The organism is Arthrobacter sp. ISL-65 (assembly GCF_018613795.1).
Lineage (GTDB): Bacteria > Actinomycetota > Actinomycetes > Actinomycetales > Micrococcaceae > Arthrobacter.
Window position 1 is genome coordinate 12,398 of sequence record NZ_JAGGPN010000032.1, and the last position, 21,304, is coordinate 33,701.

At 66.9% G+C, this 21,304-nt stretch carries 19 protein-coding genes; 10 read left to right on the forward strand and 9 right to left on the reverse strand.

The window, feature by feature from the left end:
* Positions 1-388 precede the first annotated feature (388 nt).
* The 4 genes from J7I85_RS13510 to J7I85_RS13525 all read left to right on the forward strand — a co-directional run bounded on the left by J7I85_RS13510 (position 389) and on the right by J7I85_RS13525 (position 5,709).
* Positions 389-1,441, forward strand: a complete 1,053-nt coding sequence (locus J7I85_RS13510; RefSeq protein WP_214852459.1) for a 3-oxoacyl-ACP synthase III — start codon at positions 389-391, stop codon at positions 1,439-1,441.
* Entirely contained in the window at positions 1,435-4,089 is a 2,655-nt protein-coding gene (locus tag J7I85_RS13515; protein ID WP_214852461.1) for an alpha/beta fold hydrolase, read from the forward strand. The genes J7I85_RS13510 and J7I85_RS13515 overlap by 7 nt, the downstream gene beginning before the upstream one ends.
* Complete coding sequence (locus J7I85_RS13520) at positions 4,086-5,069, forward strand: NAD(P)-dependent oxidoreductase (RefSeq protein WP_214852463.1); 984 nt, start codon at positions 4,086-4,088, stop codon at positions 5,067-5,069. Before J7I85_RS13515 ends, J7I85_RS13520 begins: the two co-directional genes overlap by 4 nt.
* Before the next feature lie 337 nt (positions 5,070-5,406).
* A complete protein-coding gene (locus J7I85_RS13525; protein ID WP_214852465.1) occupies positions 5,407-5,709 on the forward strand; it encodes a DUF4193 domain-containing protein in 303 nt (100 codons plus the stop codon).
* Between the two features lie 166 nt (positions 5,710-5,875).
* Here J7I85_RS13525 and J7I85_RS13530 read toward each other — a convergent pair whose 3' ends face one another.
* From J7I85_RS13530 to J7I85_RS13560, 7 genes are read right to left on the reverse strand one after another with little or no spacing between them, the layout of a single operon-like run.
* A complete protein-coding gene (locus J7I85_RS13530; protein ID WP_214852468.1) occupies positions 5,876-6,943 on the reverse strand; it encodes an LLM class flavin-dependent oxidoreductase in 1,068 nt (355 codons plus the stop codon).
* A complete protein-coding gene (locus J7I85_RS13535; protein ID WP_214852470.1) occupies positions 6,943-7,209 on the reverse strand; it encodes a tautomerase family protein in 267 nt (88 codons plus the stop codon). Before J7I85_RS13535 ends, J7I85_RS13530 begins: the two co-directional genes overlap by 1 nt.
* Before the next feature lie 5 nt (positions 7,210-7,214).
* Positions 7,215-8,702, reverse strand: a complete 1,488-nt coding sequence (locus J7I85_RS13540; protein ID WP_214852472.1) for an aldehyde dehydrogenase — start codon at positions 8,700-8,702, stop codon at positions 7,215-7,217.
* Entirely contained in the window at positions 8,692-9,429 is a 738-nt protein-coding gene (locus J7I85_RS13545; protein ID WP_308159483.1) for an alpha/beta fold hydrolase, read from the reverse strand. The genes J7I85_RS13540 and J7I85_RS13545 overlap by 11 nt, the downstream gene beginning before the upstream one ends.
* A gap of 12 nt (positions 9,430-9,441) precedes the next feature.
* Positions 9,442-9,996 (reverse strand): amino acid synthesis family protein, encoded by a 555-nt coding sequence (locus J7I85_RS13550; RefSeq protein ID WP_214852474.1) that lies wholly within the window; start codon positions 9,994-9,996, stop codon positions 9,442-9,444.
* On the reverse strand, positions 9,993-10,604 hold the full coding sequence (locus J7I85_RS13555; RefSeq protein ID WP_214852476.1) for an amino acid synthesis family protein: 612 nt from the start codon (positions 10,602-10,604) through the stop codon (positions 9,993-9,995). The genes J7I85_RS13550 and J7I85_RS13555 overlap by 4 nt, the downstream gene beginning before the upstream one ends.
* Positions 10,605-10,656: 52 nt before the next feature.
* Positions 10,657-11,337, reverse strand: a complete 681-nt coding sequence (locus tag J7I85_RS13560; RefSeq protein WP_214852478.1) for a GntR family transcriptional regulator — start codon at positions 11,335-11,337, stop codon at positions 10,657-10,659.
* Between the two features lie 140 nt (positions 11,338-11,477).
* Between J7I85_RS13560 and J7I85_RS13565 the strand changes: the two genes are divergently transcribed.
* From J7I85_RS13565 to J7I85_RS13580, 4 genes are all read left to right on the forward strand, one after another.
* Positions 11,478-12,416: a flavin reductase gene (locus J7I85_RS13565; protein WP_214852480.1), complete on the forward strand. Its 939-nt coding sequence runs from the start codon at positions 11,478-11,480 to the stop codon at positions 12,414-12,416.
* Positions 12,417-12,533: 117 nt separating this feature from the next.
* Positions 12,534-13,949, forward strand: coding sequence for a cytosine permease (locus J7I85_RS13570; protein ID WP_251024325.1), 1,416 nt, complete (start codon positions 12,534-12,536; stop codon positions 13,947-13,949).
* A gap of 97 nt (positions 13,950-14,046) precedes the next feature.
* Positions 14,047-14,784, forward strand: a complete 738-nt coding sequence (locus J7I85_RS13575) for an NUDIX domain-containing protein (RefSeq protein ID WP_214852484.1) — start codon at positions 14,047-14,049, stop codon at positions 14,782-14,784.
* On the forward strand, positions 14,763-16,253 hold the full coding sequence (locus J7I85_RS13580; RefSeq protein WP_214852486.1) for an NAD-dependent succinate-semialdehyde dehydrogenase: 1,491 nt from the start codon (positions 14,763-14,765) through the stop codon (positions 16,251-16,253). The genes J7I85_RS13575 and J7I85_RS13580 overlap by 22 nt, the downstream gene beginning before the upstream one ends.
* Before the next feature lie 89 nt (positions 16,254-16,342).
* Here the strand turns inward: J7I85_RS13580 and J7I85_RS13585 are convergent, their stop codons facing one another.
* A complete protein-coding gene (locus tag J7I85_RS13585) occupies positions 16,343-17,050 on the reverse strand; it encodes an SCO1664 family protein (protein WP_251024326.1) in 708 nt (235 codons plus the stop codon).
* Between the two features lies 1 nt (position 17,051).
* Entirely contained in the window at positions 17,052-17,720 is a 669-nt protein-coding gene (locus tag J7I85_RS13590; protein WP_214852488.1) for an MSMEG_4193 family putative phosphomutase, read from the reverse strand.
* Positions 17,721-17,866: 146 nt separating this feature from the next.
* Here J7I85_RS13590 and J7I85_RS13595 point away from each other — a divergent pair, with 146 nt between their 5' ends.
* A complete protein-coding gene (locus J7I85_RS13595) occupies positions 17,867-19,267 on the forward strand; it encodes a sigma 54-interacting transcriptional regulator (protein ID WP_214852489.1) in 1,401 nt (466 codons plus the stop codon).
* Positions 19,268-19,297: 30 nt separating this feature from the next.
* The gene (locus J7I85_RS13600; RefSeq protein WP_214852490.1) at positions 19,298-21,304 is read left to right on the forward strand and encodes a VWA domain-containing protein; all 2,007 of its coding nucleotides are present in this window, start codon (positions 19,298-19,300) and stop codon (positions 21,302-21,304) included.

Here is a 21,304-nt window from a genome sequence, read left to right on the forward strand (position 1 = left end):
CTTTTGGCAAGATGCCACGTCTTTGCGCCCGGCAGACCACCTTGGCGTTCGGCACCCTCCCCAGCCTTCCGCGCGTTCAATCGGGAAACCTCGGTTCCTCTCGTCACCAATTCAAAGGAGAACAGATAAAGCCCATCCCGGACGTCGGCCGCAGGAGCGTGCTTCGGGCCTTCTCCCTGGACCAGTTCCAACCGTTCCAGAGCAGCAACTCCTTCAGGGCAACGCCGTAAACGCGACGCCATGACAGGGCCCCATCGCGGAGAGAACAACGACGACGACGCCGCCCCAGGGTGATGTCCGCGGCAAATGTGGAGGATCCGGGCTCGCGCCATCATAGTTAAGCTCTTGGGCTTGCACTTATGCGCTTATGGGTACGGTCACCGCATGAATGCAGGACAGAAACGAACAGGGGCTTGAATTGGCAGGGAATGCAACCTTCCGGCATAGCAACACCGCGCTGCTTTCGGTGAGCAGCGTCGAGGCTCCGAGGATCGTGAGTTCCACAGATTTCGACCGGAGGCTGGCTTCGACCTTGCAGCGGCTGAAGTTCCCGCCACGGCTGCTGGAGCGCGTTGCCGGCATAACGCACCGCCGCTGGTGGGCCGCCGGCACATCCTTCGATGATGCGGCAATCGAAGCGGGCGCGAAGGCCCTGGCCGAGGCTGGCATCGAAGCGTCCGAAATCGGCCTGCTGATCAACACCTCGGTCACCCGGCGCAACCTCGAACCGTCTGTCGCGGTGAAGATCCACCACGGACTAAGCCTGCCGTCGTCGGCCATGAACTTCGATCTGGCCAACGCCTGCCTCGGATTCGTCAACGGCATGGCCCTGGCGGCCAACATGATCGACTCCGGCCAGATTAAGTACGCGATGATCGTCAACGGCGAAGATGCCCAGGCCACGCAGGAGGCCACTTTGGCCAGGCTGCAGCGGCCTGAGACGACCCGCGAGGACTTCAACCGCGAGTTCGCCACTCTCACCCTGGGCTCCGGCGCCGCTGCAGCGGTGCTGGGCCCGGCAAACCAGCACCCCGGCGCGCACCGGATCGTCGGCGGCGTGATGCGGGCCGGCACCGAGCATCATGAACTGTGCGTGGGCGGGATCGACGGCATGGCCACCGACACCAAGGGCCTGCTCGACGGCGGCCTGCAGCTCGTGGTGGACGCCTGGCACGAGGCCCAGCCGGAGTGGGACTGGGGCTCGATGGACCGCTACGTCACGCACCAGGTCAGCAATGCCTATACGAAGGCCATCATCGACGCCATCGACCTGGACCCGGACAGGGTGCCCATCACGTTCCCGCACTGGGGAAACGTGGGCCCGGCCTCCCTCCCCATGACCCTCGCCGCCGAGGCGCAAACCCTCGAAACCGGGAACCGCGTGCTGTGCATGGGCGTTGGTTCCGGTCTGAACACCGCCATGATGGAAATCGTTTGGTAGCCGTCGACTGGCCCGGCGTGGACCCCGAATGGTCGCGCGAAATCGACGTGGCGTCATCTTCCGCCGCAGATGACCCCGGAACCGTGCGCCGCTGGCATCTGCTCGACAATGGCGCCCAGCTCTCCCGCCGTGGCCTGACTCCGTCCGGCACTCTGCTGTGCGTGCACGGCAACCCGACATGGTCCTACCTGTGGCGGACCCTGCTGGCCGCCGGAACCGACCCCGCACATGCGTGGCGCGTGGTGGCGGTGGACCAGCTGGACATGGGCTACTCGGAGCGCACCGGCACCTTCCGGCGCCTGGCGGACCGGATCAACGACCTGGGCGACCTTACCGACGCGCTCGGTCTGGACGGGCCGGTGGTCACCGTGGGCCACGACTGGGGCGGCGTGATCAGTTTGGGCTGGGCCCTGGCCCATCCGCAGCAGCTCGCCGGCGTGGTGCTGACCAACACCGCCGTCCACCAGCCCTCCGGCTCCGGAATCCCGCCGGCGCTGCGGCTTGCCCTGCACCCTGCGGTGCACCGCTGGGGAACGACGACGTCGGACACCTTCCTGCGGGTGACGCATTCCTTGGCCCACCCGCCGCTTACCGCTGAGATCCGCAACGCCTTCATGGCCCCCTACCGCGGTGCCGAGCGCCGCACCGGCGTCGGGAACTTCGTCGCGGACATTCCCGCCGACGCGTCGCATCCCAGCTTCCCGGCGCTCAGCGGTGTCGCCGAGGAGCTGCGCGGGCTGAGGGTTCCGGCCCTGATGCTCTGGGGACCGCGGGACCCGATCTTTTCCGACCGGTACCTCAAGGACCTCATCGGCCGGCTACCGCACGCAAGAGTGCACCGCTTCGAGGCGGCCGGCCACCTGGTCGCGGAAGACCGGGACATTGCCACTCCTGTCTTCGAGTGGCTGGCCGAACTTGGCCGGGACAGCGGACCCGATCCTCAACAGACAAACGCCCCGACCGACGGCGTCTCGCCGCTTTGGGCGCCGCTCACCGAGCTGGCGGCGGGAGCCGCCGGCGGGGATATCGCCGTCGCGGAAATGGCCGCGGACGGCAACGTCGCCCGCACGCTCAGCTGGCGGGAGCTTGAACAGAGCATCGCCGCCCTCGCGGCGGGCCTGAAGGAAGCCGGCGTACGGCACGGCTGCCGGGTGAGCCTGATGGTTCCGCCGGGCGTGGACCTGACCGTAGCCCTCTATGCGTGCCTGCGGCTGGGGGCCGTGGCGGTCGTGGCCGACGCCGGGCTGGGAACCAGGGGCCTGAGCCGTGCCGTGAAGGGCGCCACCCCGGATTTCCTCATCGGAATCGACAGGGCGCTGGCAGCTGCCGCGGTACTCGGCTGGCCGGGACGGCGCATCAGTGTGCAGGACCTGCCGGCCGCCCGCCGCCGAATCCTGGGCGCCGAAACCTCCCTCGGCGCCCTCGCCCGGCGCGGAGCGAGCCTCAGCCCGGAACCGCCGGTAGAGGCTCCGGATCCGGATGCCGACGCCGCCGTACTCTTCACGTCCGGCTCCACCGGTCCCGCCAAGGGCGTGCTCTACACGCACCGGCAGCTGGCCGCGATGCGGGATACGGTGGCCGAGACTTTCGGGATCAGACCGGGCGCACGTCTGGTGGCGGGCTTTGCCCCGTTCGCCCTGCTGGGGCCCGCGCTCGGAGCGGTCTCGGTGACGCCTGCCATGGACGTCACTGCGCCCCGAACTTTGACGGCCCCTGCGCTGGCGGATGCCGCCGCGGCCATAGACGCTACCGTGGTTTTCGCCTCGCCGGCGGCCTTGCGCAACGTTCTTGCCACCCGGGATGGCCTGAGCGGGCCTGGGCATAAAGCCCTGGAAGGTGTCGTGTTGCTGCTGTCTGCCGGCGCGCCCATCCCCGAACCGCTCCTGGCGGCGGTGCAGCGGCTGGTGCCCCGGGCCTCGCTGCATACGCCGTACGGGATGACCGAGGCGCTGCCGGTCACCGACATCAGCCTCGAACAAATCCAGGCCGCCGATGCCGACGCTGCCGCCGGAACTGTGGAGGGAGCGGGCAATGGCGTGTGCGTGGGGAGGCCTGTGCATGGCGCCCGCGTGGCCGTCGTCCCACTGGCCGCGGATGGCACCGCGCCCGGGACCGATTTCGTGACGGAAGCTGGGGTGACCGGCGAGATCCTCGTCAGTTCCCCACACGTCAAGGAAGCTTACGACAGGCTCTGGCTGACCCAGCGGGATAGCAGCAGTCTGCCAGGATGGCACCGCACCGGCGACGTCGGGCACTTCGACGCTGCTGGCCGGCTCTGGGTGGAAGGACGTCTCGCCCATGTCGTGACGGCGCCCGGTGCTGTGGTGACGCCCGTGGGCGCTGAGCAGGCCATTGAACGCCTGGACCACGTCGGCCTGGCCGCCGTCGTCGGGGTCGGTCCGTCCGGAACGCAGGCCGTCGTCGCCGTCGTCGAGACCGTACCTCCCGCCCGCAAAGCGGGCCCTGCTGCGCCGCAGCTTGCCGGGCGCGTCCGCGGGGCGGCCCTTGAGGCGGGCGTTAATGTCTCCGCTGTGCTCGCAGTCCCGGCGCAGCCCACCGACATCCGGCACAACGCCAAGATCGACAGGACACGCCTATCCCGGTGGGCTTCACGGGTGCTGGCCGGCGGCCGTCCGGGCCAGCCATGAGGGTCCTCGTCACCGGCGCTAGCGGGCTGCTCGGGCGGGAAGTGGCCCGGCTGCTGGTCCGCCAGGGCCATGCCGTGGCTACGTTCCAGCGCCGTCCATCAGGAGTCGACGGCGCTGCGGACTTCTGCGGGTCCGTCACGGACGACGACGCCGTCTGTCGCGCCGTCGCCGGCGCCGAGGGCGTGATCCACCTGGCCGCGAAAGTGTCTTTTACGGGCCGTGCCGCGGAGTTCGACGAGGTGAACGTCGAAGGCACGCGCCGCCTGCTCCGTGCCGCCCATGCGGGGGGCGTGCGGGACCTGGTGTTCGTCTCCTCCCCGTCCGTGGCCAACTCGGGCGCCGCCATCGCCGGGCTGGGCGCGGAGCCGGCTGACCCGGAGCATGCCCACGGCGACTACTCCCGCACCAAGGCCGAGGCGGAGCTGCTGGCGCTGGCAGCGGACGCTCCGGAATTCCGGGTTGCGGCGGTGCGTCCGCACATCGTCTGGGGCCCCGGCGACACGCAACTGGTGGAACGGGTCCTGGCACGTGCCGGCCGCGGCCGCCTGCCGCTGCTCGACGCCGGTGCGGCCCTGATCGACACCACCTACGTGGACAACGCCGCCTCTGCCATCGTCGCCGCGCTGCACCGCATGGAACACGTCCATGGCAGGGCCCTGGTTGTGAGCAACGGCGAGCCCCGCCCGGTCGGCGAGCTGCTGGCGGGGATCTGCGCTGCGGGGGGCGTCCCCGCGCCGTCGTGGAGTGTGCCGGGTGGGGTGGCACGGGCGGCGGGAGCGGTGGTGGAGAAGCTCTGGACCTGGGCCGGGCGGAAAGAGGAGCCGCCCATGACCAGGTTCCTTGCTGAGCAGCTCTCCACCGCCCACTGGTTCGACCAGCGCGAGACCCGTGAACTCCTTGACTGGACGCCCGCCGTCTCGCTGGATGACGGACTGGCGAAGCTGGCCGAGCACCACAGTTCCCGGTCAGCGGCCGGCTGATGGCCTCCTCACGCTCCCACTAGGAGCGGCTATTTCCGGCGGCTGATGCGCGAATCTCTCGTGTTGACCGTGCGGGCGGGTGGGATCGAACAATAGGGAAAGGTGGGAGCCGATCAGGGCTGCAGAGGTGCTGGTGAACGTGCAAAGCGCTTCATGAGCCATTGAGCAACGCATATTCGGTAACCTCAACAGACACCACCATGATCCGGCCCAAACCTCGACTTGTGCCACGGCCCAAGGCGGGACTACGGTTCACGGGAACAACGGCACATTGGTATGCGTTGCAGTGTCGTGAAAAAGAACATCAGAGAAAACATGAGAAATGAGAAGCACCTAAGTGGCAACTGATTACGACGAAGTCCGTTCCGACGTCAAGGAATCTCAGGACCGTTCGCTGGAGGCATTGCAGTCTGCGAACGCTCCGGATGCCCGCAGCGTCGTCACGGAACTGGACGAAGCAGATGCACTCGATGAAGGGCTGACGCCCGGGGGAGAGATCGTCTCCGAGGAGCTCGTCGTTCAGGTCATCCCTCAGGCCGCGGATGAGTTCACCTGCTATTCCTGTTTCCTGGTCCGGCACCGGTCCCAGCTCGCGCGCGAGAGCAATGGCCAGTCATACTGCATCGAGTGCGAAGGCTAAAATGGCCGCCTGCCAGCGAATGCGGTGAACCCGGTGAAACTGGTGGGTCTCGGTGGTGACGTTTGGGAGTCCTTAAGCACGAACGGACACTTGCGGCGGCCCCATTGTCTGGGCTACAAGTGTCCGTTCGCACTAACCGTTGTCCTGGCTCAGTGGGCAGCTAACATCAGCGTGCCGCGGCTACGGGCTGCTCCTGAAAGGCCGGCACCACGTGCTCGATGAAGAGCTCAAGTGAGCGCTTCTTCTCCTCGTGGGTGAGGCTGTTGTCGGACCAGAGGCTGAACTCGGTGACGCCGAGTGCCTCGTAGTGGCGGAGCCGCTCGATCACCTCATCCGGCGTCCCGATCATCGCCGTCTGGTGCAGGGACTCGGGCGTGAACTCCGGGCGGTCGGCGAACTTCTCCGCGGGGCTGGGCTCGAGGAAGCCGTTCTTTGGAGTGGACTTGTTGCCGAACCAGGCATCAAACGTCCGGTAGAACTTTTGGATGCCCTCGGCCGGACGCCGCCACCCCTCAGGCTCGTCGGCGGGATGGACGTGGGTGTGGCGGAGCACCATGAGGTCCGGGCGGGGGACGCCGGGGTTGTTCTCCACGGCGGTGTCGAACTTGCGCGCGAGGTCTTCGACTTCCTCGTCGCCCTTCATGAGCGGCGTCACCATCACGTTGCAGCCGTTGGCGACGGCGAACTCGTGCGAGGAGATGTCGCGGGCGGCGATCCACATGGGCGGCGTCGGCTTTTGCAGCGGCTTCGGGACGCTGGTGGAGGTCGGGAACTGCCAGACCTCGCCGTCGTGCGCGTAGTCACCTTCCCAAAGTGCGCGCACGGCGGGCACCATCTCGCGCAGGTGCTTGCCTCCGTCGACTGCGGACATGCCGCCCGCTAGGCGGTCGAACTCGAACTGGTAGGCGCCGCGTGCCAGTCCCACTTCCGCCCGGCCGTTGCTGATGACGTCCAGCAGCGCGGTCTCGCCGGCGACGCGGAGCGGGTTCCAGAAGGGCGCGATGATGGTTCCGGCACCCAGCCGGATGCGCGACGTGCGCGCAGCCAGGTAGGCGAGCTGCGGCATGGGACTCGGGGAGATGGTGTACTCCATAGAGTGATGCTCACCAATCCAGACGGTGCTGAAGCCTCCGGCCTCCGCGATGAGCGCGAGTTCCGTCAGGTTCTCGAAGCACTCGCGGTGTGAGACGGACTCGTCCCACCGCTCCATGTGGACGAAGAGGGAAAAGCGCATTAGTAACTCCTTCGATCTGCGGCGATTCCGGCCGCCGCCTGCTGGGTGGGTGCCTGCTGGGCGGGAGCCGCTGCTGCCGTGTTGCGTTCGGCGATGGTCTGGTTGCCGCGGGACCAGTGCTCGTGTTCGATTTCGCGGACGATGACGGTGGTGTTTTCGGGTGCCGCGCCCACAGCGTTCTCGGCGGCGCGGTGAAGCTCGCCGATCAGTGCGCGGAGCTGCTCGGGGGTCCGGCCCCGGGCGATGGAGACTTCGATAAGAGGCAAGGTGTTCAGCTCCTCATGATGAAGGGGTCGGCGATGGGGGACTCATCGGTGTTGATCCAGATGCTCTTGAGCCTGGTGTATTCCCGGATGCTCTCGATCCCGTGCTCGACCCCGACGCCGCTGGTCTTGAAACCTTCGCGCGGGGATCCCGGGGACATGGCACGGTACGTGTTGACCCAGACGGTTCCCGCTTCCAGACGGCTGGCCATCCGGTGTGCCCTGGCCAGGTTGGTGGTCCAGACGCCGGCGGCGAGTCCGTATTGGGTGTCGTTGGCGAGCCGGAGCACCTCCTCCTCGGTTTCGAAGGGCATGATGGCCGCCACGGGGCCGAAGATCTCTTCCCTCACCACCCGCATGGAATTATCGACGTCGGTCAGCACGGTGGGCTCGAAGAAGTAGCCACCGAGGGGGATATTGGGACGGCCGCCGCCCGTCAGGACGGTGGCGCCTTCCGAGACGCCCAGATCAACGTAGCTGGCCACCTTGTCGCGCTGGTCCTGGAAAGCCAGCGGGCCGAGCTCGGTGGCATCGAGGAGCGGATCGCCGATCACGATGCTGCGGGCACGGTTAGCGACGCGTTCCAGCAGTTCGTCGTAGACGGATTTGTGGGCGAAGACGCGGCTTCCCGCGATGCAGGTCTGGCCCGCCGCGGCGAAGATGCCTGCCACAACACCCATCGACGCGTTGGCGATGTCGGCGTCGCCGAAGACGATGTTCGGTGACTTGCCGCCCAGCTCCAGGGTGGAGCCGATGAAGCGGGAGGCCGTTGAAGAAGCGATCCGCGCGCCCGTGGCGGTGCTGCCGGTAAACGAGATCTTGGCCAGCCGCGCGTCGTCCACCAGGGCCGCACCGGCTTCTGCACCGAAGCCGGTGACCACGTTGATCACACCGGCCGGGAACCCCGCCTCATCGGCAAGGGCGGCCAGGCGGAGGACGGTGGCCGAGGTGTATTCGGAGGGTTTGATGACGATGGTGTTGCCGGCCGCGAGGGCGGGCGCCAGCTTGCTGGTGGTCAGCGTCAGCGGTGAGTTCCACGGCGTAATGGCACCAACCACCCCCAGTGGTTCCCGGAGCGTGTAGTTCAGGATGGCGGGCGTGGAACCGGGGATGGTGTCGCCCTGGATCTTGTCGGCCAGCCCGGCGTAGTAGTAGTAATAGTCCGGCATGGCCGCCAGCTGGGCCCGCATCTCCCGCAGGAGCTTGCCGTTGTCCAGGCTTTCCATCCTGGCGAGTTCATCTGCGTGCTCACCAACGAGATCACCCAGACGGCGGAGCAGGTGCCCGCGCTTGGTCTGGCTGAGGTTCCGCCAGTTGGGATTTTCGAAGGCTGCGGACGCCGCTGAGACAGCTCGCTCGACGTCGGCCCCGTTACCCCGCGCGGCCTGGTACAGCACGTCAAGGGTCGCCGGGTTGGTGCTGTCGAAGTATTCACCGGATGACGGCGGAACAAATTCTCCGTTGATGAAGTGCTCGTAGCGGCGATCAGTGGACATGTGAGTGCTCCTTGAAGAAAGCAGTAAGCGTGTTGGCTAGCTCTTGGGGACGTTCCACCGGCATCATGTGGCGCGCACCGCTGATGACGGAGTAGGTGCAGCCAGGGATGGCCGCGGCCAGCCGGGCGCTCATCTCGGGCGTTGACCCAGGGTCCAGCTCGCCGGTCACGGCATGGGAAGGGACGGTGATCAGGGGCAGTTCGGCGGCGATTTCCGCGTCTGCGGTGGCGAACACGCGGTAGCAGGCCAGGAAGGACTTCGGGTCGTTGCTGAGCAGGACTTCCCGCGTCGCTTCGACCAGCTCCGCCGGGACGGCGGACCCTCCCGGATACCAGCGGCGGATTGATGCCTCCACTGTTGCCGGAAAATCAGATTCCGCCGAGGCCAGCCGCAGCATGACAGCGGCGTGCTCCTCGGAAGTGCGAGCGCACACCGAGCCGACCGACACGAGGCTGGCAACCAGGTCAGGCCTGAACCTGGCCAGGTGCTGGGCCACGAGGGCGCCCAGTGAGAAGCCCACCAAGTGCGTATCCGGCTCGAGTCGTTCGGCGACATCCGCCGCAAGCTCGGCAAGCGTCACCCCAACAGGCGCTTGTGGCCGGCGCCCGTGTCCCGGGAGTTCCAGGACTTGGACGTCGTATTCCGGTTCGAGAAATTCGCGAAGGGGCCCCCACATCGACCCGTCGAGGCCGACGCCGTGGATGAGAGCTATGCGGTCGCGGCTCACGGCGGCTGGCACCTACTTCGTTTCGGTGGCGAACGCTGCCAGGCGCTGCTGGGGCCGTCCCTGGGCAGCGGCGGCGAGGGCGATCACGATTTCATCGGCGTGCGGTGCGTCGTTGATCCGCACCTCGATGCTCTGGTGGTGGGAGCGGATGGTGGCGTCGGTGATGTGCTTGAGCGGGATGTCGAAGACAACACCGGCCGGGCCGCGCTTTTCCACTGCCGGCAGGAGCGTGGTGGCGTTGGCGGCGTCGCGGAAATGATTACCAAAGGCCAGTGTGTGGATGAGCCCGGAACCGTGCTCGATTTCGCCGTTCAGCCCGACGATGGCGGCCTTGCCGTACGCTTCGGCCGGGGAGCCGAGGGCTTCGAGTACGCGCGGGGCCAGCAGCGCGCCGATGTCGGAGGCGCTGCCGTCGATGCCGGCGGAGAGGTCTTCGACGAAGCCCTGGCCGGCCCAGGGGTTCTTGACGATGGCGGCGACGACGGCGACCCGGGCGGCCGGGCTGACTTCCCGGCCCCCTTCGATGAGGACGTCTTCGGTCAGGGTGACGATCTTACGGATGCTCATGAAACAAGTTCTCCTAGTGTGTCTGCTTTGACGATGGGGTCGGTGAGGCGGTCACCGATGCGGGAGTGGGGGCGGGGCCCGGTTGATGCACCGAGGACGACGACGATCTCACCCGGGCGGGGTGCGTCACCGATGCGTGTGGTGATGGTTTGGTAGTGGGTCCGTGTTGCTGCGGCGTTCTTGTGCCAGAGGGGGACGACGAGGGTGGCGCCGGCGTCGGCCCGGTCATCGGCGAAGCAGATGATGGATTCACCTTCGAAGTACTCCCGGACGAGGTTGCCGAAGAACGGTGTGTGGACGAGCGCAGCGCCGTGCTCGATTTCACCGTCGGTGCCCACAATCGCGGCCTTGCCGAAGGCCTGGATTGCCTCCACGCCCCCGAGGTTGGCAGCAAGTACATCGGTGAGTTTGCGCGCCAGCACCGGGGCCAGCTGGACCACTTCGTCGTTGAGGTCATCGGCCGCGTCGCCACCCAGCCAGGGGTTGGTGACCACGGCTGCGGCCGTTGCGCGGACTGCCGGAACGGCGGGGGAGGTGCCGTTTTCGAGCAGGATCTCCTCGGCGTAGTACACGATCTTGCGGATGCCGAACCCTTGGTCGCTCATCATTTGGGCCCTTCAGTTATGGAGAAGCGCATGGCTTCCTTTCGTGGTGGTCGGTTCAGTTCCTGCGGTCCGGCGCAGGGTCGGTCAGAGCCTCTCGCGATGAGGCATGAACGTGGTTCCTCATGGCGGATTCGGCCCCGAAGGGGTCTTTATGCTCGATCATGTCCAGGACGGCGCGGTGTTCACGTGTGGAGGCTTCGAGCCGGCCAGGATGTTCAACCGTGCGCAGAACCAGCCGCTGATAGGCGAGCTGGTTCATGAGCCGCTCGTAGTGCTCAACAAGCTTGCGGTTATCGGAGCCGCGAACGATCGTCCAGTGAAACTCGTGCACCAGCCGGGCATAGGCGTCGGTGTCATGGGTGAGCGAAGCCATTTCGGACTCCTCGAGGTTCCGCCGTAGCACGGACAGTTCCTGGACGTCCCCGCGGCGGGCGAGCAGGGATGCCGCGAGACCCTCGAGGGACTCCTTGAGCTGGAAGAGCTCGATGATCTCCCTGCGGGTGGGCTCCCGCACGAAGGTACCAACCTTCGGGCGGATCTCCACCAGCCCTTCGTGCTGAAGCTGCTTAAGTGCTTCACGGATCGGGGTCCGGCTCACGTCGAACTCCTGGGCGAGGAAAGCCTCGGGGACGACTGCCCCCGGGGGGAAGTCGCCTCCCAGTACGAGGCGCCGGATCCTATCCAGGAGCCCGTCCCGGTCGCCTGCTTCCCTGACTACTTCGAGATCATCTTGCATACATGAAAGCCTATGTTGCATGCATCAGGGGCGTCAACACCTTTGGGCGATGTTTCTGAAAAGCCCCAATTTTCAGGGAAATCCGCGGATTTTTATGCTCCTCTTGACCTTGGGGTGTGAGCTGGCTTACCGTCATTGGTATGCAACAGACCTTGGAACCGCTCATTACATCGGCTTGGCTCGCGGCCTGGGACAAGGGAGACCTTGATGCCCTCGATGGCCTCGTAGCCGCCGGCTACACGCGCACCAGCAAGGCGACGGGTGCAACTGTCGACCTTGCTGGCCTCAAGTCAGAGATCGCCGCGGTCCGGGAAGCCTTCCCCGACCTGCGCACGACGGTCGACGACGTCGTCGAAGGGGACGGCACCGTCGCCGTCTTCTGGACCTCCACCGGCACACACACCCATGAATACCTCGGCGTTCCCGCGACGGGACTCACCGTCCAGACCCGGGGCTCGAACATCCTGGTCCTCGAGGACGGCAGGATTGTCAGCGAATCAGTGACCTGGGACGGCAGCGAACTGCTCGCCGGCCTAGGAATCCGGCCCCTGCGCGGCATCGCCGCACCCGCCGTTTCCGACGGCGACGACTTCCCGGAACTCGACCCGGATCTGATGAAGGCCTTCAACCGGCAGTTCATCACCGGCGTTACGGTCGTAACCACCAAGGAAGGCGAAACCCCCAAGGGGCTGGCAGCCAACTCCTACTGCTCGGTCTCGCTCGAACCGCCGCTGGTGCTGGTGTGCGTCCAGAAGACGTCCAGCACCTACTCTGCACTCTTCTCCTCAAGCCACCTCGGCATCAACATCCTGGGAACCGAGCAGCTGGACACGGTGAAGGTTTTCGCCTCGAAAGCCGCGGATAAATTCTCCGAGCTCGACTGGCATGAAGGGCCCAAGGGGAGCCCCCTCCTGGACGGCTCCGCGGCTTCCCTCGAGGCCGAAATCCAGGAACGATTCCAGGCCAAGACGCACACGGTCTTCATCTGCCGGGTCCGCCACGCGGAAACCAGCAGCACGGCACCGATGGTCTACAAGGCCGGACGGTTCTTCGACGGCGCCGAACTCGCCGAACTCTAAAGTTCCGGCGCGGCTGACCACCCTCGGACAGGAAACCAGCCGCGCCGACCCAATCTGCTCTCAAGCAGCGCACCGTAGTGCGCTTCCCACATTAGGACAAAAATGAGCCCAGAAACCATGAGCGCCGCAGAAAACAGCGTCGCCGAAGACCGCGGTTACCGCGACAGCCTCACCAAGATCGAGCCCTACGGCATCGAGCACATCCCCGACGTCGAACGCCATGGGAAGCCCCGCTCGCAGTTCTTCCTCTGGTTCGCCGCCGGAATGAATTTCCCCATCGTCGTCCTCGGATTCAGCGCCACCTACTTCGGCCTCCCCTTCTGGGCTGCAGTCCTGGCGATCGTCCTCGCCGGCGTGACCTCCTCGGCGGGAATGGGATACCTGTCGGCAATGGGAGTCCGGCTCGGCGTCCCCCAGCAGATGCAGGGCCGGGGACCGCTCGGTTTCATCGGCAACCTGTTCCCGGTGGCATATGTGAACGTGTTTGCCGGCATCGGCTGGGCCGCCGTGACCGTCATCCTCGGCGGCCAGGCCATCGCGCTGCTGACCGATATTCCGTTTTGGCTCTCCTCCCTGGTTCTCATGGCCATCCAGCTCGGGGTGGCCGTCATCGGATACAACCTGATCCACTTCCTGCAGCGCATCCTGTCATTCGTTTTGGTTATCGGCTTCGTCTTCATCACCATCGTGGCGGCCGCCAACGGCCGCGTCGTCAACACTTTCAACGAGTCCGCCCCGGGCTTTGACGGCATCGGCGGATGGATCATCTTCTTCGGCTGGTTCTTCTCCTTCATCGTCGCCTGGATGCCGTTCGCCTCCGACTACTCCCGCTACCTGCCCAACACCCCCGGCAACCGCCGCGGTGCCAGCTGGGCGACCATGCTCGGAAACTTCATCACCCTAGTGTGGATGGGCATCCTCGGAACCGTCCTCGGAACGACCACCAGCGCGTCCGACAGCATCGGCGCCCTGAAAGAGGTCATGGGGCCCTGGGCCGCCGTCGGCCTCGGCGTCGTTGCGCTGTCCTCCTTCACCCAAAACTTCCTGAACGTCTACGGCGGTGCCATTTCCATCCAGACCATGGGCGTGCCCGTCAAGCGCCACACCGCCGTCGTCTTCATCTGCGTAGCCTCCTACCTCGTGGCGCTGTGGGGCCAGACCGGGTTCAACAACGGCTTCACTGCATTCCTCAACCTGACCGCCTACTGCATCGCCCCGTACGTCGCGGTCCTCGTGTGCGATTACCTGTTCGGAGGCCGGCGCACCGAGCAGGGCCTGCGCGAACTGTTCGACAAGAGCCGGAAGTTCGAATGGGGCTTCGTGGCCTGGGCCGCCGGCGTGGCACTCTCCTCCCCGTTCTGGATGTCCTCGATCTACACCGGCCCCATCGCCGCCGCCTTCCCGCAGATTGGTGACCTCTCGTACTACGTCGGTGCTGCCGTCGCAGCCGGCGTCTACTTCGCCACCCACCGCCGCCAGCGGCTTTCCGGACGGGAAATGCTCGACCGCAGCCCCGCTGCCCAGACTCTGTGAAACAGGCCTGTTCCAGCCGGGAACTCCTCGCCCGATAAGCACCGCAACACTGGAGGGGACTGGCACGGACTGCGTCACAGTCTGCCCGCGCCGCGCCGTGGTGGCTGTAGTCGTTGAGTGGCGCGGGCGGATCGCACTCTTCAAACGCAGCCAGTCCGTGGGGCACGAGCGTGGCCTCTGGCACTGCATTACCGGGTACCTCGAGCCCCCTGTGTCTCCCCGACAGCAGGCATTGGTTGAGCTTGAGGAAGAGGTGGGGCTGACGCCCCAGGACCTGGCCGGCTTTGAGTCCGGGGAGCCATTGTTGATTTCCGACGCCGGCGGCAACCCCTGGCTGGTGCACACCTTCACCGCGGTCAGCAAGCGGCGCCGGCTGCTGATCAACGACGAGCACGACTCGTACCGGTGGGACGGTTCCCTCCAAGATCAGCCGGTTCTCCAACCGGGTTCCCTGGCTGGACATAGTCATCCAGGGCGTCGTGCCAAACATAGACAGGAAGGCAGCATGATTGTCGTCGAAGGCATCGTCGAAGGCATCGTCGAACACGGCGACCAGCGGGGCAGGCTCGTCGGGTTTCCCACGGCCAACATCCCGCTCGCAGGCGAGGGGATCGAGGACGGTGTCTGGGGAGCGCTCGCAACGGGCCTTTCCGAACATCCACTCCCTGACCGAACAACTGCACCAGGACATCCAACAGGCCCGGGCATCGGCCATCGCCCAGTACCCCATGCTCGTCTCCCAAACGGGCCGGGACCTGTCCGCCGCGGATTCTGGGAAACCGAACATGAGCTACGCATACTAAGGAGCCCGATGTGGCTGAAGCAAAGACTGTGACCACCGAACGGGAGACCGGACTGCTGGAGTCAGTGCCCACCGGGCTGCTGATCAATGGCGAATGGCGGGCCGCGTCCGGCGGAGGCACGTTCGACGTCGAGGACCCGGCAACCGGGAAGGTCCTGGCAACACTGGCCTCGGCCACCAGCGAGGACGCTCTCGCCGCGCTCGATGCAGCGGACGCCGTCCAGGCGGCCTGGGCGCGGACCGCTCCGCGTGAACGGGCAGAGATCCTCCGCCGTGCCTTCGAGCTGGTGACCGAACGGGCGGAGGACTTTGCCCTGCTCATGACCTTGGAGATGGGTAAGCCGCTGGCCGAGGCACGGGGTGAGGTTGCCTATGCGGCTGAGTTCCTGCGCTGGTTCTCGGAAGAGGCGGTGCGTGATTACGGCCGCTACCTGACCACCCCCGAAGGCAAGAACAAGATCCTGGTGCAGCACAAGCCGGTGGGGCCGTGCCTGCTGATCACGCCGTGGAACTTCCCGCTGGCGATGGCCACCCGCAAGGTTGCGCCTGCTGTGGCGGCCGGATGCACCATGGTGCTCAAGCCGGCAAAGCTCACGCCGCTGACCTCTCAGCTTTTCGCGCAGACGATGATGGAAGCGGGCCTGCCGGCCGGTGTGCTGAACGTCGTCTCGTCGTCGTCGGCTTCATCCATCTCCGGGCCCCTGCTGAAGGATGCCCGGCTGCGGAAAATTTCCTTCACGGGCTCGACGCCGGTGGGCAAGCAGCTGATCGCCGAGGCGTCCCAGAACGTGCTGCGCACGTCCATGGAGCTCGGCGGCAACGCACCGTTCATCGTGTTCGAGGACGCCGACTTGGACAAAGCAGTGCAGGGAGCGATGGCCGCGAAGATGCGGAACATGGGCGAGGCCTGCACCGCCGCCAACCGGTTCCTCGTGCACGAGTCCGTGGCGGAGGAGTTTACGGCCAAGTTCGCCGAGGCGATGAAAGCACTTCGCCCCGGCCGCGGCACCGAGAATGGCGTGACAGTCGGCCCGCTGATTGACGGCGGCGCGCGCAAGGATGTGCACGCCCTGGTGGAGGGCGCCGTGACCGCCGGTGCAACGGTGGTCACCGGCGGCGCACCCGTGGATGGCCCCGGCTACTTCTACCAGCCCACGGTGTTGGCTGGTGTATCAGACGGCGCCGAGATTCTGCGCACCGAGATCTTCGGTCCGGTCGCCCCGATCACGACGTTCAGCACCGAGGGACAGGCCATTTCCATGGCCAACTCCACCGAGTACGGCCTTGCCGCCTACCTCTACAGCGGGGACTTCAACCGCCTCCTCCGTGTGTCCGAGCAGATTGAGTTCGGCATGGTCGGCTTCAACGCCGGCGTCATCTCCAACGCCGCGGCACCCTTCGGCGGGGTGAAGCAGTCCGGCCTGGGGCGTGAAGGCGGCTCGGAAGGCATCGCCGAATACACCACCACGCAGTACATCGGCATCGCAGACCCCTACGCCTAGATCCAGGCCTGGCGCGAACGAACACTTGTGGCCCTGAATGGCAGGGCCGCAAGTGTCCGTTCGCGCTGAGCGGGTCGGAGGAGGGTCCCCTACACCAGCGGCCACGGGTAACGCATGCCCGTGCGGTCAACTGGCAGCACCGGTTCGTGCAGCAACCGCCGGACGCGGCGCTGCAGGGCGGTGACCTCCGAGCCGTCGAGGAGCTCCGCCACGTCGGCGGGCACGGAATCGGCGAGCGGAGCGATGTCCTCGAGCAGGGCTTCGGGGATCGGGTCGCCCGCGAAGTCCCAGATCACGGTGCGGAGTTTGAAGGCCGCGGAGAAGCACAGGCCGTGGTCGATGCCCCACACCCGACCGTCGTCGCCGCGCAGCACGTGCCCGCTTTTGCGGTCGGTGTTGTTGGCGATGTAATCGAACAGGGCGATCCGCGCCAGGTCGCGGTGCGTTTCCGGGACATCGGCGTACAGGGTGAAGTAATGCTCGCCGAAGTCGCAGTCGATGAACCACTGCAGCGACCCGACTCCCAACGGTGCCTCCTCGCGGATCACGGTCGTCGGCACGAATCCCCAGCCCAGGGACTCGCTGAGCAGGTATGCCGCACGCTCCCGCCGGTACAGTCCCGGCTCGAAATCCGACAGCGGGCGCTCGCCGGCCTCCGGCTTGTACACCGCATAGGCGGAGTCGTCCCCGCCGGAGACCTCGACGAGGAACGTCTCGTTGCTGCTGCGCGGGATGCGTCCGAGCAGCTCGACCTGCCCTTCGGCAAGAAGCGTCAGCTCGCGTCCACACACAGCCATGTCACGCCCTCAGCCCGCTCAGCGGTTCCGACGTCGAATTCACCATCAGAACGGCCGGCGCCTGACCGTCTGAATAGGAAATGGCTGAGACCGATCCCGGGCTGATGACAATCCGCTGAAAGTGGTCGAGATCGGTGCCGAGGGCGTGGGCAACTGCCGCCTTGATCGGGTCGGCGTGGGAAAAGCAGACGACGACGCCCCCGGCGTGCGCCGCGCCCAGCACCTCGAGCGCTCCGACGATCCGATCCTGCATCTGCGTGAAGCTCTCGCCGTTGGGGAAGCGGAAGGCTGAGGGGTTGTGCTGCACGGTCTGCCATTCCGGCAGGCCGGACAGTTCGGCGAGGGCGACGCCGGTCCACTCACCAAAGGCGCATTCGATGAGGCCGGGCTCCACGCGCACCTCAAGTCCTGTGCTGGCCGCCGTTGGCTCCGCCGTCTCGCAGGTGCGCTCCAGCGGCGAGGAGTAGACGGCGTCGACCATAAGGCCCGCGAGCCGTTCCGCGACCCGTTCGGCCTGCGCCCGGCCACGCTCGGAAAGATGCAGTCCCGGCGCCCTCCCGGGCAGCACCATGCCCGTCGTGGGCGTCTCCCCGTGGCGCACCAGAAGGACGAGCGTGCTCTCCGGTCTCGGCGGCGGTGCGGATGGTGCCGACGGTGTTTCTGCAGTCATCAGCAATAAGAGTAGCGGCAGGGGCCCCACTCGAGCTTGCGAGGGAAGGGGGAGCCGCGGAACGGCGTAAGCCGGAGAGGGGCTGGCGGGCAGGAATCGGAGGAAATTACTCGATTCCCCGCACAGTCAAGGACTACCGTAGAGGGGTGAGTGATCGTCCAGATATCTTCACCGTTGGCGAACTGCGTGCATCCGGGCACGTCCACAAGGACCTGCGCCACGAAATCCGCGACAACCTGATCGCCGCGCTCGCGGCGGGCCGCGATCCGTGGCCGGGGCTGTTCGGGTTCAGCCGGACAGTCCTTCCCCAACTCGAGCGTGCCCTGATTGCCGGCCACGACGTCGTCCTGCTCGGCGAACGCGGGCAGGGCAAGACCCGGCTGCTCCGCACCCTGGCCGGGCTGCTGGACGAGTGGTCGCCGGTGATCGAAGACTCGGAACTCAACGAGCACCCGTTCGAACCGATCACCGAGCAGTCCCGCGCCCGTGCCCTCACAGAGGGCGACCGGATGCGCGTGGCTTGGCGCCACCGCTCGGAGCGGTACGTCGAAAAGCTCGCGACGCCGGACACCTCCGTCGCCGACCTCATCGGCGACGTCGACCCGATGCGGGTCGCCGAAGGCCGCCGGCTGGGGGACCCCGAAACCATCCACTACGGCCTGGTCCCGCGCTCCAACCGCGGGATCATCGCCATCAACGAGCTGCCCGACCTCGCCGAGCGGATCCAGGTGTCGATGCTCAACGTGATGGAGGAACGCGACATCCAGATCCGCGGCTACGTGCTGCGGCTGCCGCTGGACGTGCTGGTCGTCGCATCCGCCAACCCCGAGGACTACACCAACCGCGGCCGGATCATTACGCCCCTGAAGGACCGCTTCGGCGCCGAGATCCGCACCCACTACCCGATCGAGCTGGACGACGAGGTCTCCGTCATCCGCCAGGAGGGGAAGCTGGTGGCTGACGTCCCGCCTGTCATCCTCGAGATCCTGGCCCGCTACACCCGGGCGCTGCGGCAGTCCCCGGCCATCAACCAGACCTCCGGCGTTTCCGCCCGCTTCGGCATCGCGGGCGCCGAAACCGTCGCGGCGGCGGCCCTGCGCCGGGCCAGCGTGCGCGGTGAGGACGAGGCTGTCGCCCGGATCATCGACCTGGAGACCGCCGTGGAAGTCCTCACGGGCAAAATCGAGTTTGAGTCGGGCGAGGAAGGGCGTGAACAGGGCATCCTCGACCACCTCCTGCGCACAGCCACGGCCGAAGCCGTGCGGGCGCACTTCAAGGGTATTGAGATGGGGCCGCTCGTGGCCGCGCTCGATGGCCACACCACCGTGACCACCGGGGACCAGGTCACAGCCCGGGAGTTCCTGCAGAATCTTCCGTCCCTCAACGGATCCGGAAACGGATCGAGTCTCTACGACAAAATCAGTGAGCGCCTGGGCGCGAAAAACGACGGACAGCGCGCCGCCGCCGTTGAACTTGCGCTGGAAGGCCTGTACCTCGCCCGGCGGATCTCCAAGGAGTCCGACGACGAGGCAACGGTCTACGGCTAAGTACAGTTTCTGCTCGGTACAGGAGGCACCATGACCCTGCACAACCGGTCCAAGTACGGCCGGTACGCCGGAGGTCCGGATCCGCTTGCCCCGCCGGTGGACCTGGCTGAGGCACTGGAAGCGATCGCCGAGGACGTGATGGAAGGCTACTCGCCCCGGCATGCCCTGCAGGAGTTCCTGCGGCGCGGCGGCCGGAACCGCGATGGGCTAGACAACCTGGCCCGGCGCGTCCAGCAGCGGCGGAGTGAACTGCTGGGCCGCCATAAGCTGGACGGCACGCTCAGCGAGGTCAGGAAGCTGCTGGACACTGCTGTGCTGGAGGAGCGCAAGCAGCTGGCCCGGGACGCCATGATGGACAACAACGACCGCGCCTTCCGCGAGCTGCAGCTGGAGAACCTGCCCCAGTCCACGGCCGCGGCGGTCAACGAACTGGCTTCCTATGACTGGCAGTCGAGCAGCGCTCGGGAAGCCTACGAACGGATCAAGGACCTGCTGGGCCGCGAAGTTCTTGACCAGCGGTTCGCAGGCATGAAGCAGGCGCTTGAGAACGCGACCGACGAGGACCGCGAAGCCGTGAGCGAGATGCTGCGCGACCTCAACGCGCTGCTCGGCAAGCACCGCCGCGGCGAAGACACCGACGCGGACTTCCGGGAGTTCATGGCCAAGCATGGCCAGTACTTTCCGGAGAATCCGCAGTCCGTCGAGGAGCTGGTGGACGCCCTCGCCAAGCGCGCGGCCGCAGCCCAGCGACTCCTGCAGTCGATGTCCCCCGAGCAGCGCGATGAGCTGATGCGGCTGTCCGCCCAGGCGTTCGGCTCGGCCGAACTCATGGCCCAGCTCAACCAGCTCGACGGCAGCCTGCGGGCCCTGCGCCCCGGCGAGGACTGGAGCGGTTCCGAACGCTTCGGGGGCCAGGAAGGACTCGGACTGGGTGACGGCACCGGCGTGCTGCAGGACATCGCCGAGCTCGACGAGCTGTCCGAACAGCTCTCCCAGCACTACAACGGGTCCACCCTCGACGACCTGGACCTGGACGCCCTCGCCCGCCAGCTCGGGGAGAACGCCGCCGTGACGGCCCGCACCCTCGCGGAGATCGAGCGGGCGATGCAGGACGGCGGCTACATGCGGCGCGGGGCCGACGGCGACCTCAGGCTGTCGCCCCAGGCCATGCGGCGGCTCGGGAAGTCGCTGCTGCGGGACACCGCCAAGCAGCTGTCCGGCCGGCAGGGGCGCCGGGACACGCGCGTCGCCGGGGCCGCCGGCGAGCAGACCGGCTCCAGCCGCCAGTGGGAGTTCGGCGACGCCGAGCCGTGGGACGTCACCCGCACCATAACCAATGCCATCCGGCGCACCAGGGCCGACGGCGGTGATCCGGGCCGCGGACTGCGTCTGGCGGTGGGTGACATCGAGGTGTCGGAGACGGAGGCGCGTACCCAGGCCGCGGTCGTCCTGCTCGCCGACGTTTCCTTCTCGATGGCGGCCGAGGGGCGGTGGGTGCCCATGAAACGCACGGCGCTCGCCCTGCACCACCTGGTCTCCACCCGGTTCCGCGGGGACCGGCTTCAGCTGATCACGTTCGGCCGCTACGCGCAGTCCATGGACATCGGCGAGCTCACGGCCTTGCCGGCGTTTCGCGAGCAGGGAACCAACCTGCACCACGGGCTGCTGCTGGCTGGCCGTTTCTTCCGCCAGCACCCGTCGATGCAGCCCGTCCTGCTTGTGGTGACCGACGGCGAGCCCACCGCGCACCTGATGGGCGACGGCGAGTCGTGGTTCTGCTGGCCGCCGGACCCGGAGACCATCCGCGTTACGGTCGCCGAGCTGGACCGGCTTGGGCGTGCGGGCACGCAGGCCACGTTTTTCCGGCTCGGTGACGACCCGGGCCTTGAACGGTTCGTCCGGCGGCTGGCCCGCCGGGTCGACGGCCGGGTGGTGGCCCCAGACACCGGGGACCTTGGCGCCGCGGTTGTGGGGGAGTACCTCCGTGCCCACTTCCGCGGCCGCGCTTACGACGACGACTGGGCCGCCGGGATTTAG

What these genes read in the sequence shown, in the direction of transcription:
- J7I85_RS13510 (WP_214852459.1), top strand. Translation starts at nt 389, where the DNA reads ATGCAGGACAGAAACGAACAGGGGCTTGAATTGGCAGGGAATGCAACC.
- J7I85_RS13520 (WP_214852463.1), top strand. Translation starts at nt 4,086, where the DNA reads ATGAGGGTCCTCGTCACCGGCGCTAGCGGGCTGCTCGGGCGGGAAGTG.
- J7I85_RS13530 (WP_214852468.1), bottom strand. Translation starts at nt 6,943, where the DNA reads ATGCGCTTTTCCCTCTTCGTCCACATGGAGCGGTGGGACGAGTCCGTC.
- J7I85_RS13540 (WP_214852472.1), bottom strand. Translation starts at nt 8,702, where the DNA reads ATGTCCACTGATCGCCGCTACGAGCACTTCATCAACGGAGAATTTGTT.
- J7I85_RS13550 (WP_214852474.1), bottom strand. Translation starts at nt 9,996, where the DNA reads ATGAGCATCCGTAAGATCGTCACCCTGACCGAAGACGTCCTCATCGAA.
- J7I85_RS13555 (WP_214852476.1), bottom strand. Translation starts at nt 10,604, where the DNA reads ATGATGAGCGACCAAGGGTTCGGCATCCGCAAGATCGTGTACTACGCC.
- J7I85_RS13560 (WP_214852478.1), bottom strand. Translation starts at nt 11,337, where the DNA reads ATGCAAGATGATCTCGAAGTAGTCAGGGAAGCAGGCGACCGGGACGGG.
- J7I85_RS13565 (WP_214852480.1), top strand. Translation starts at nt 11,478, where the DNA reads ATGCAACAGACCTTGGAACCGCTCATTACATCGGCTTGGCTCGCGGCC.
- J7I85_RS13570 (WP_251024325.1), top strand. Translation starts at nt 12,534, where the DNA reads ATGAGCGCCGCAGAAAACAGCGTCGCCGAAGACCGCGGTTACCGCGAC.
- J7I85_RS13585 (WP_251024326.1), bottom strand. Translation starts at nt 17,050, where the DNA reads ATGGCTGTGTGTGGACGCGAGCTGACGCTTCTTGCCGAAGGGCAGGTC.
- J7I85_RS13590 (WP_214852488.1), bottom strand. Translation starts at nt 17,720, where the DNA reads ATGACTGCAGAAACACCGTCGGCACCATCCGCACCGCCGCCGAGACCG.
- J7I85_RS13600 (WP_214852490.1), top strand. Translation starts at nt 19,298, where the DNA reads ATGACCCTGCACAACCGGTCCAAGTACGGCCGGTACGCCGGAGGTCCG.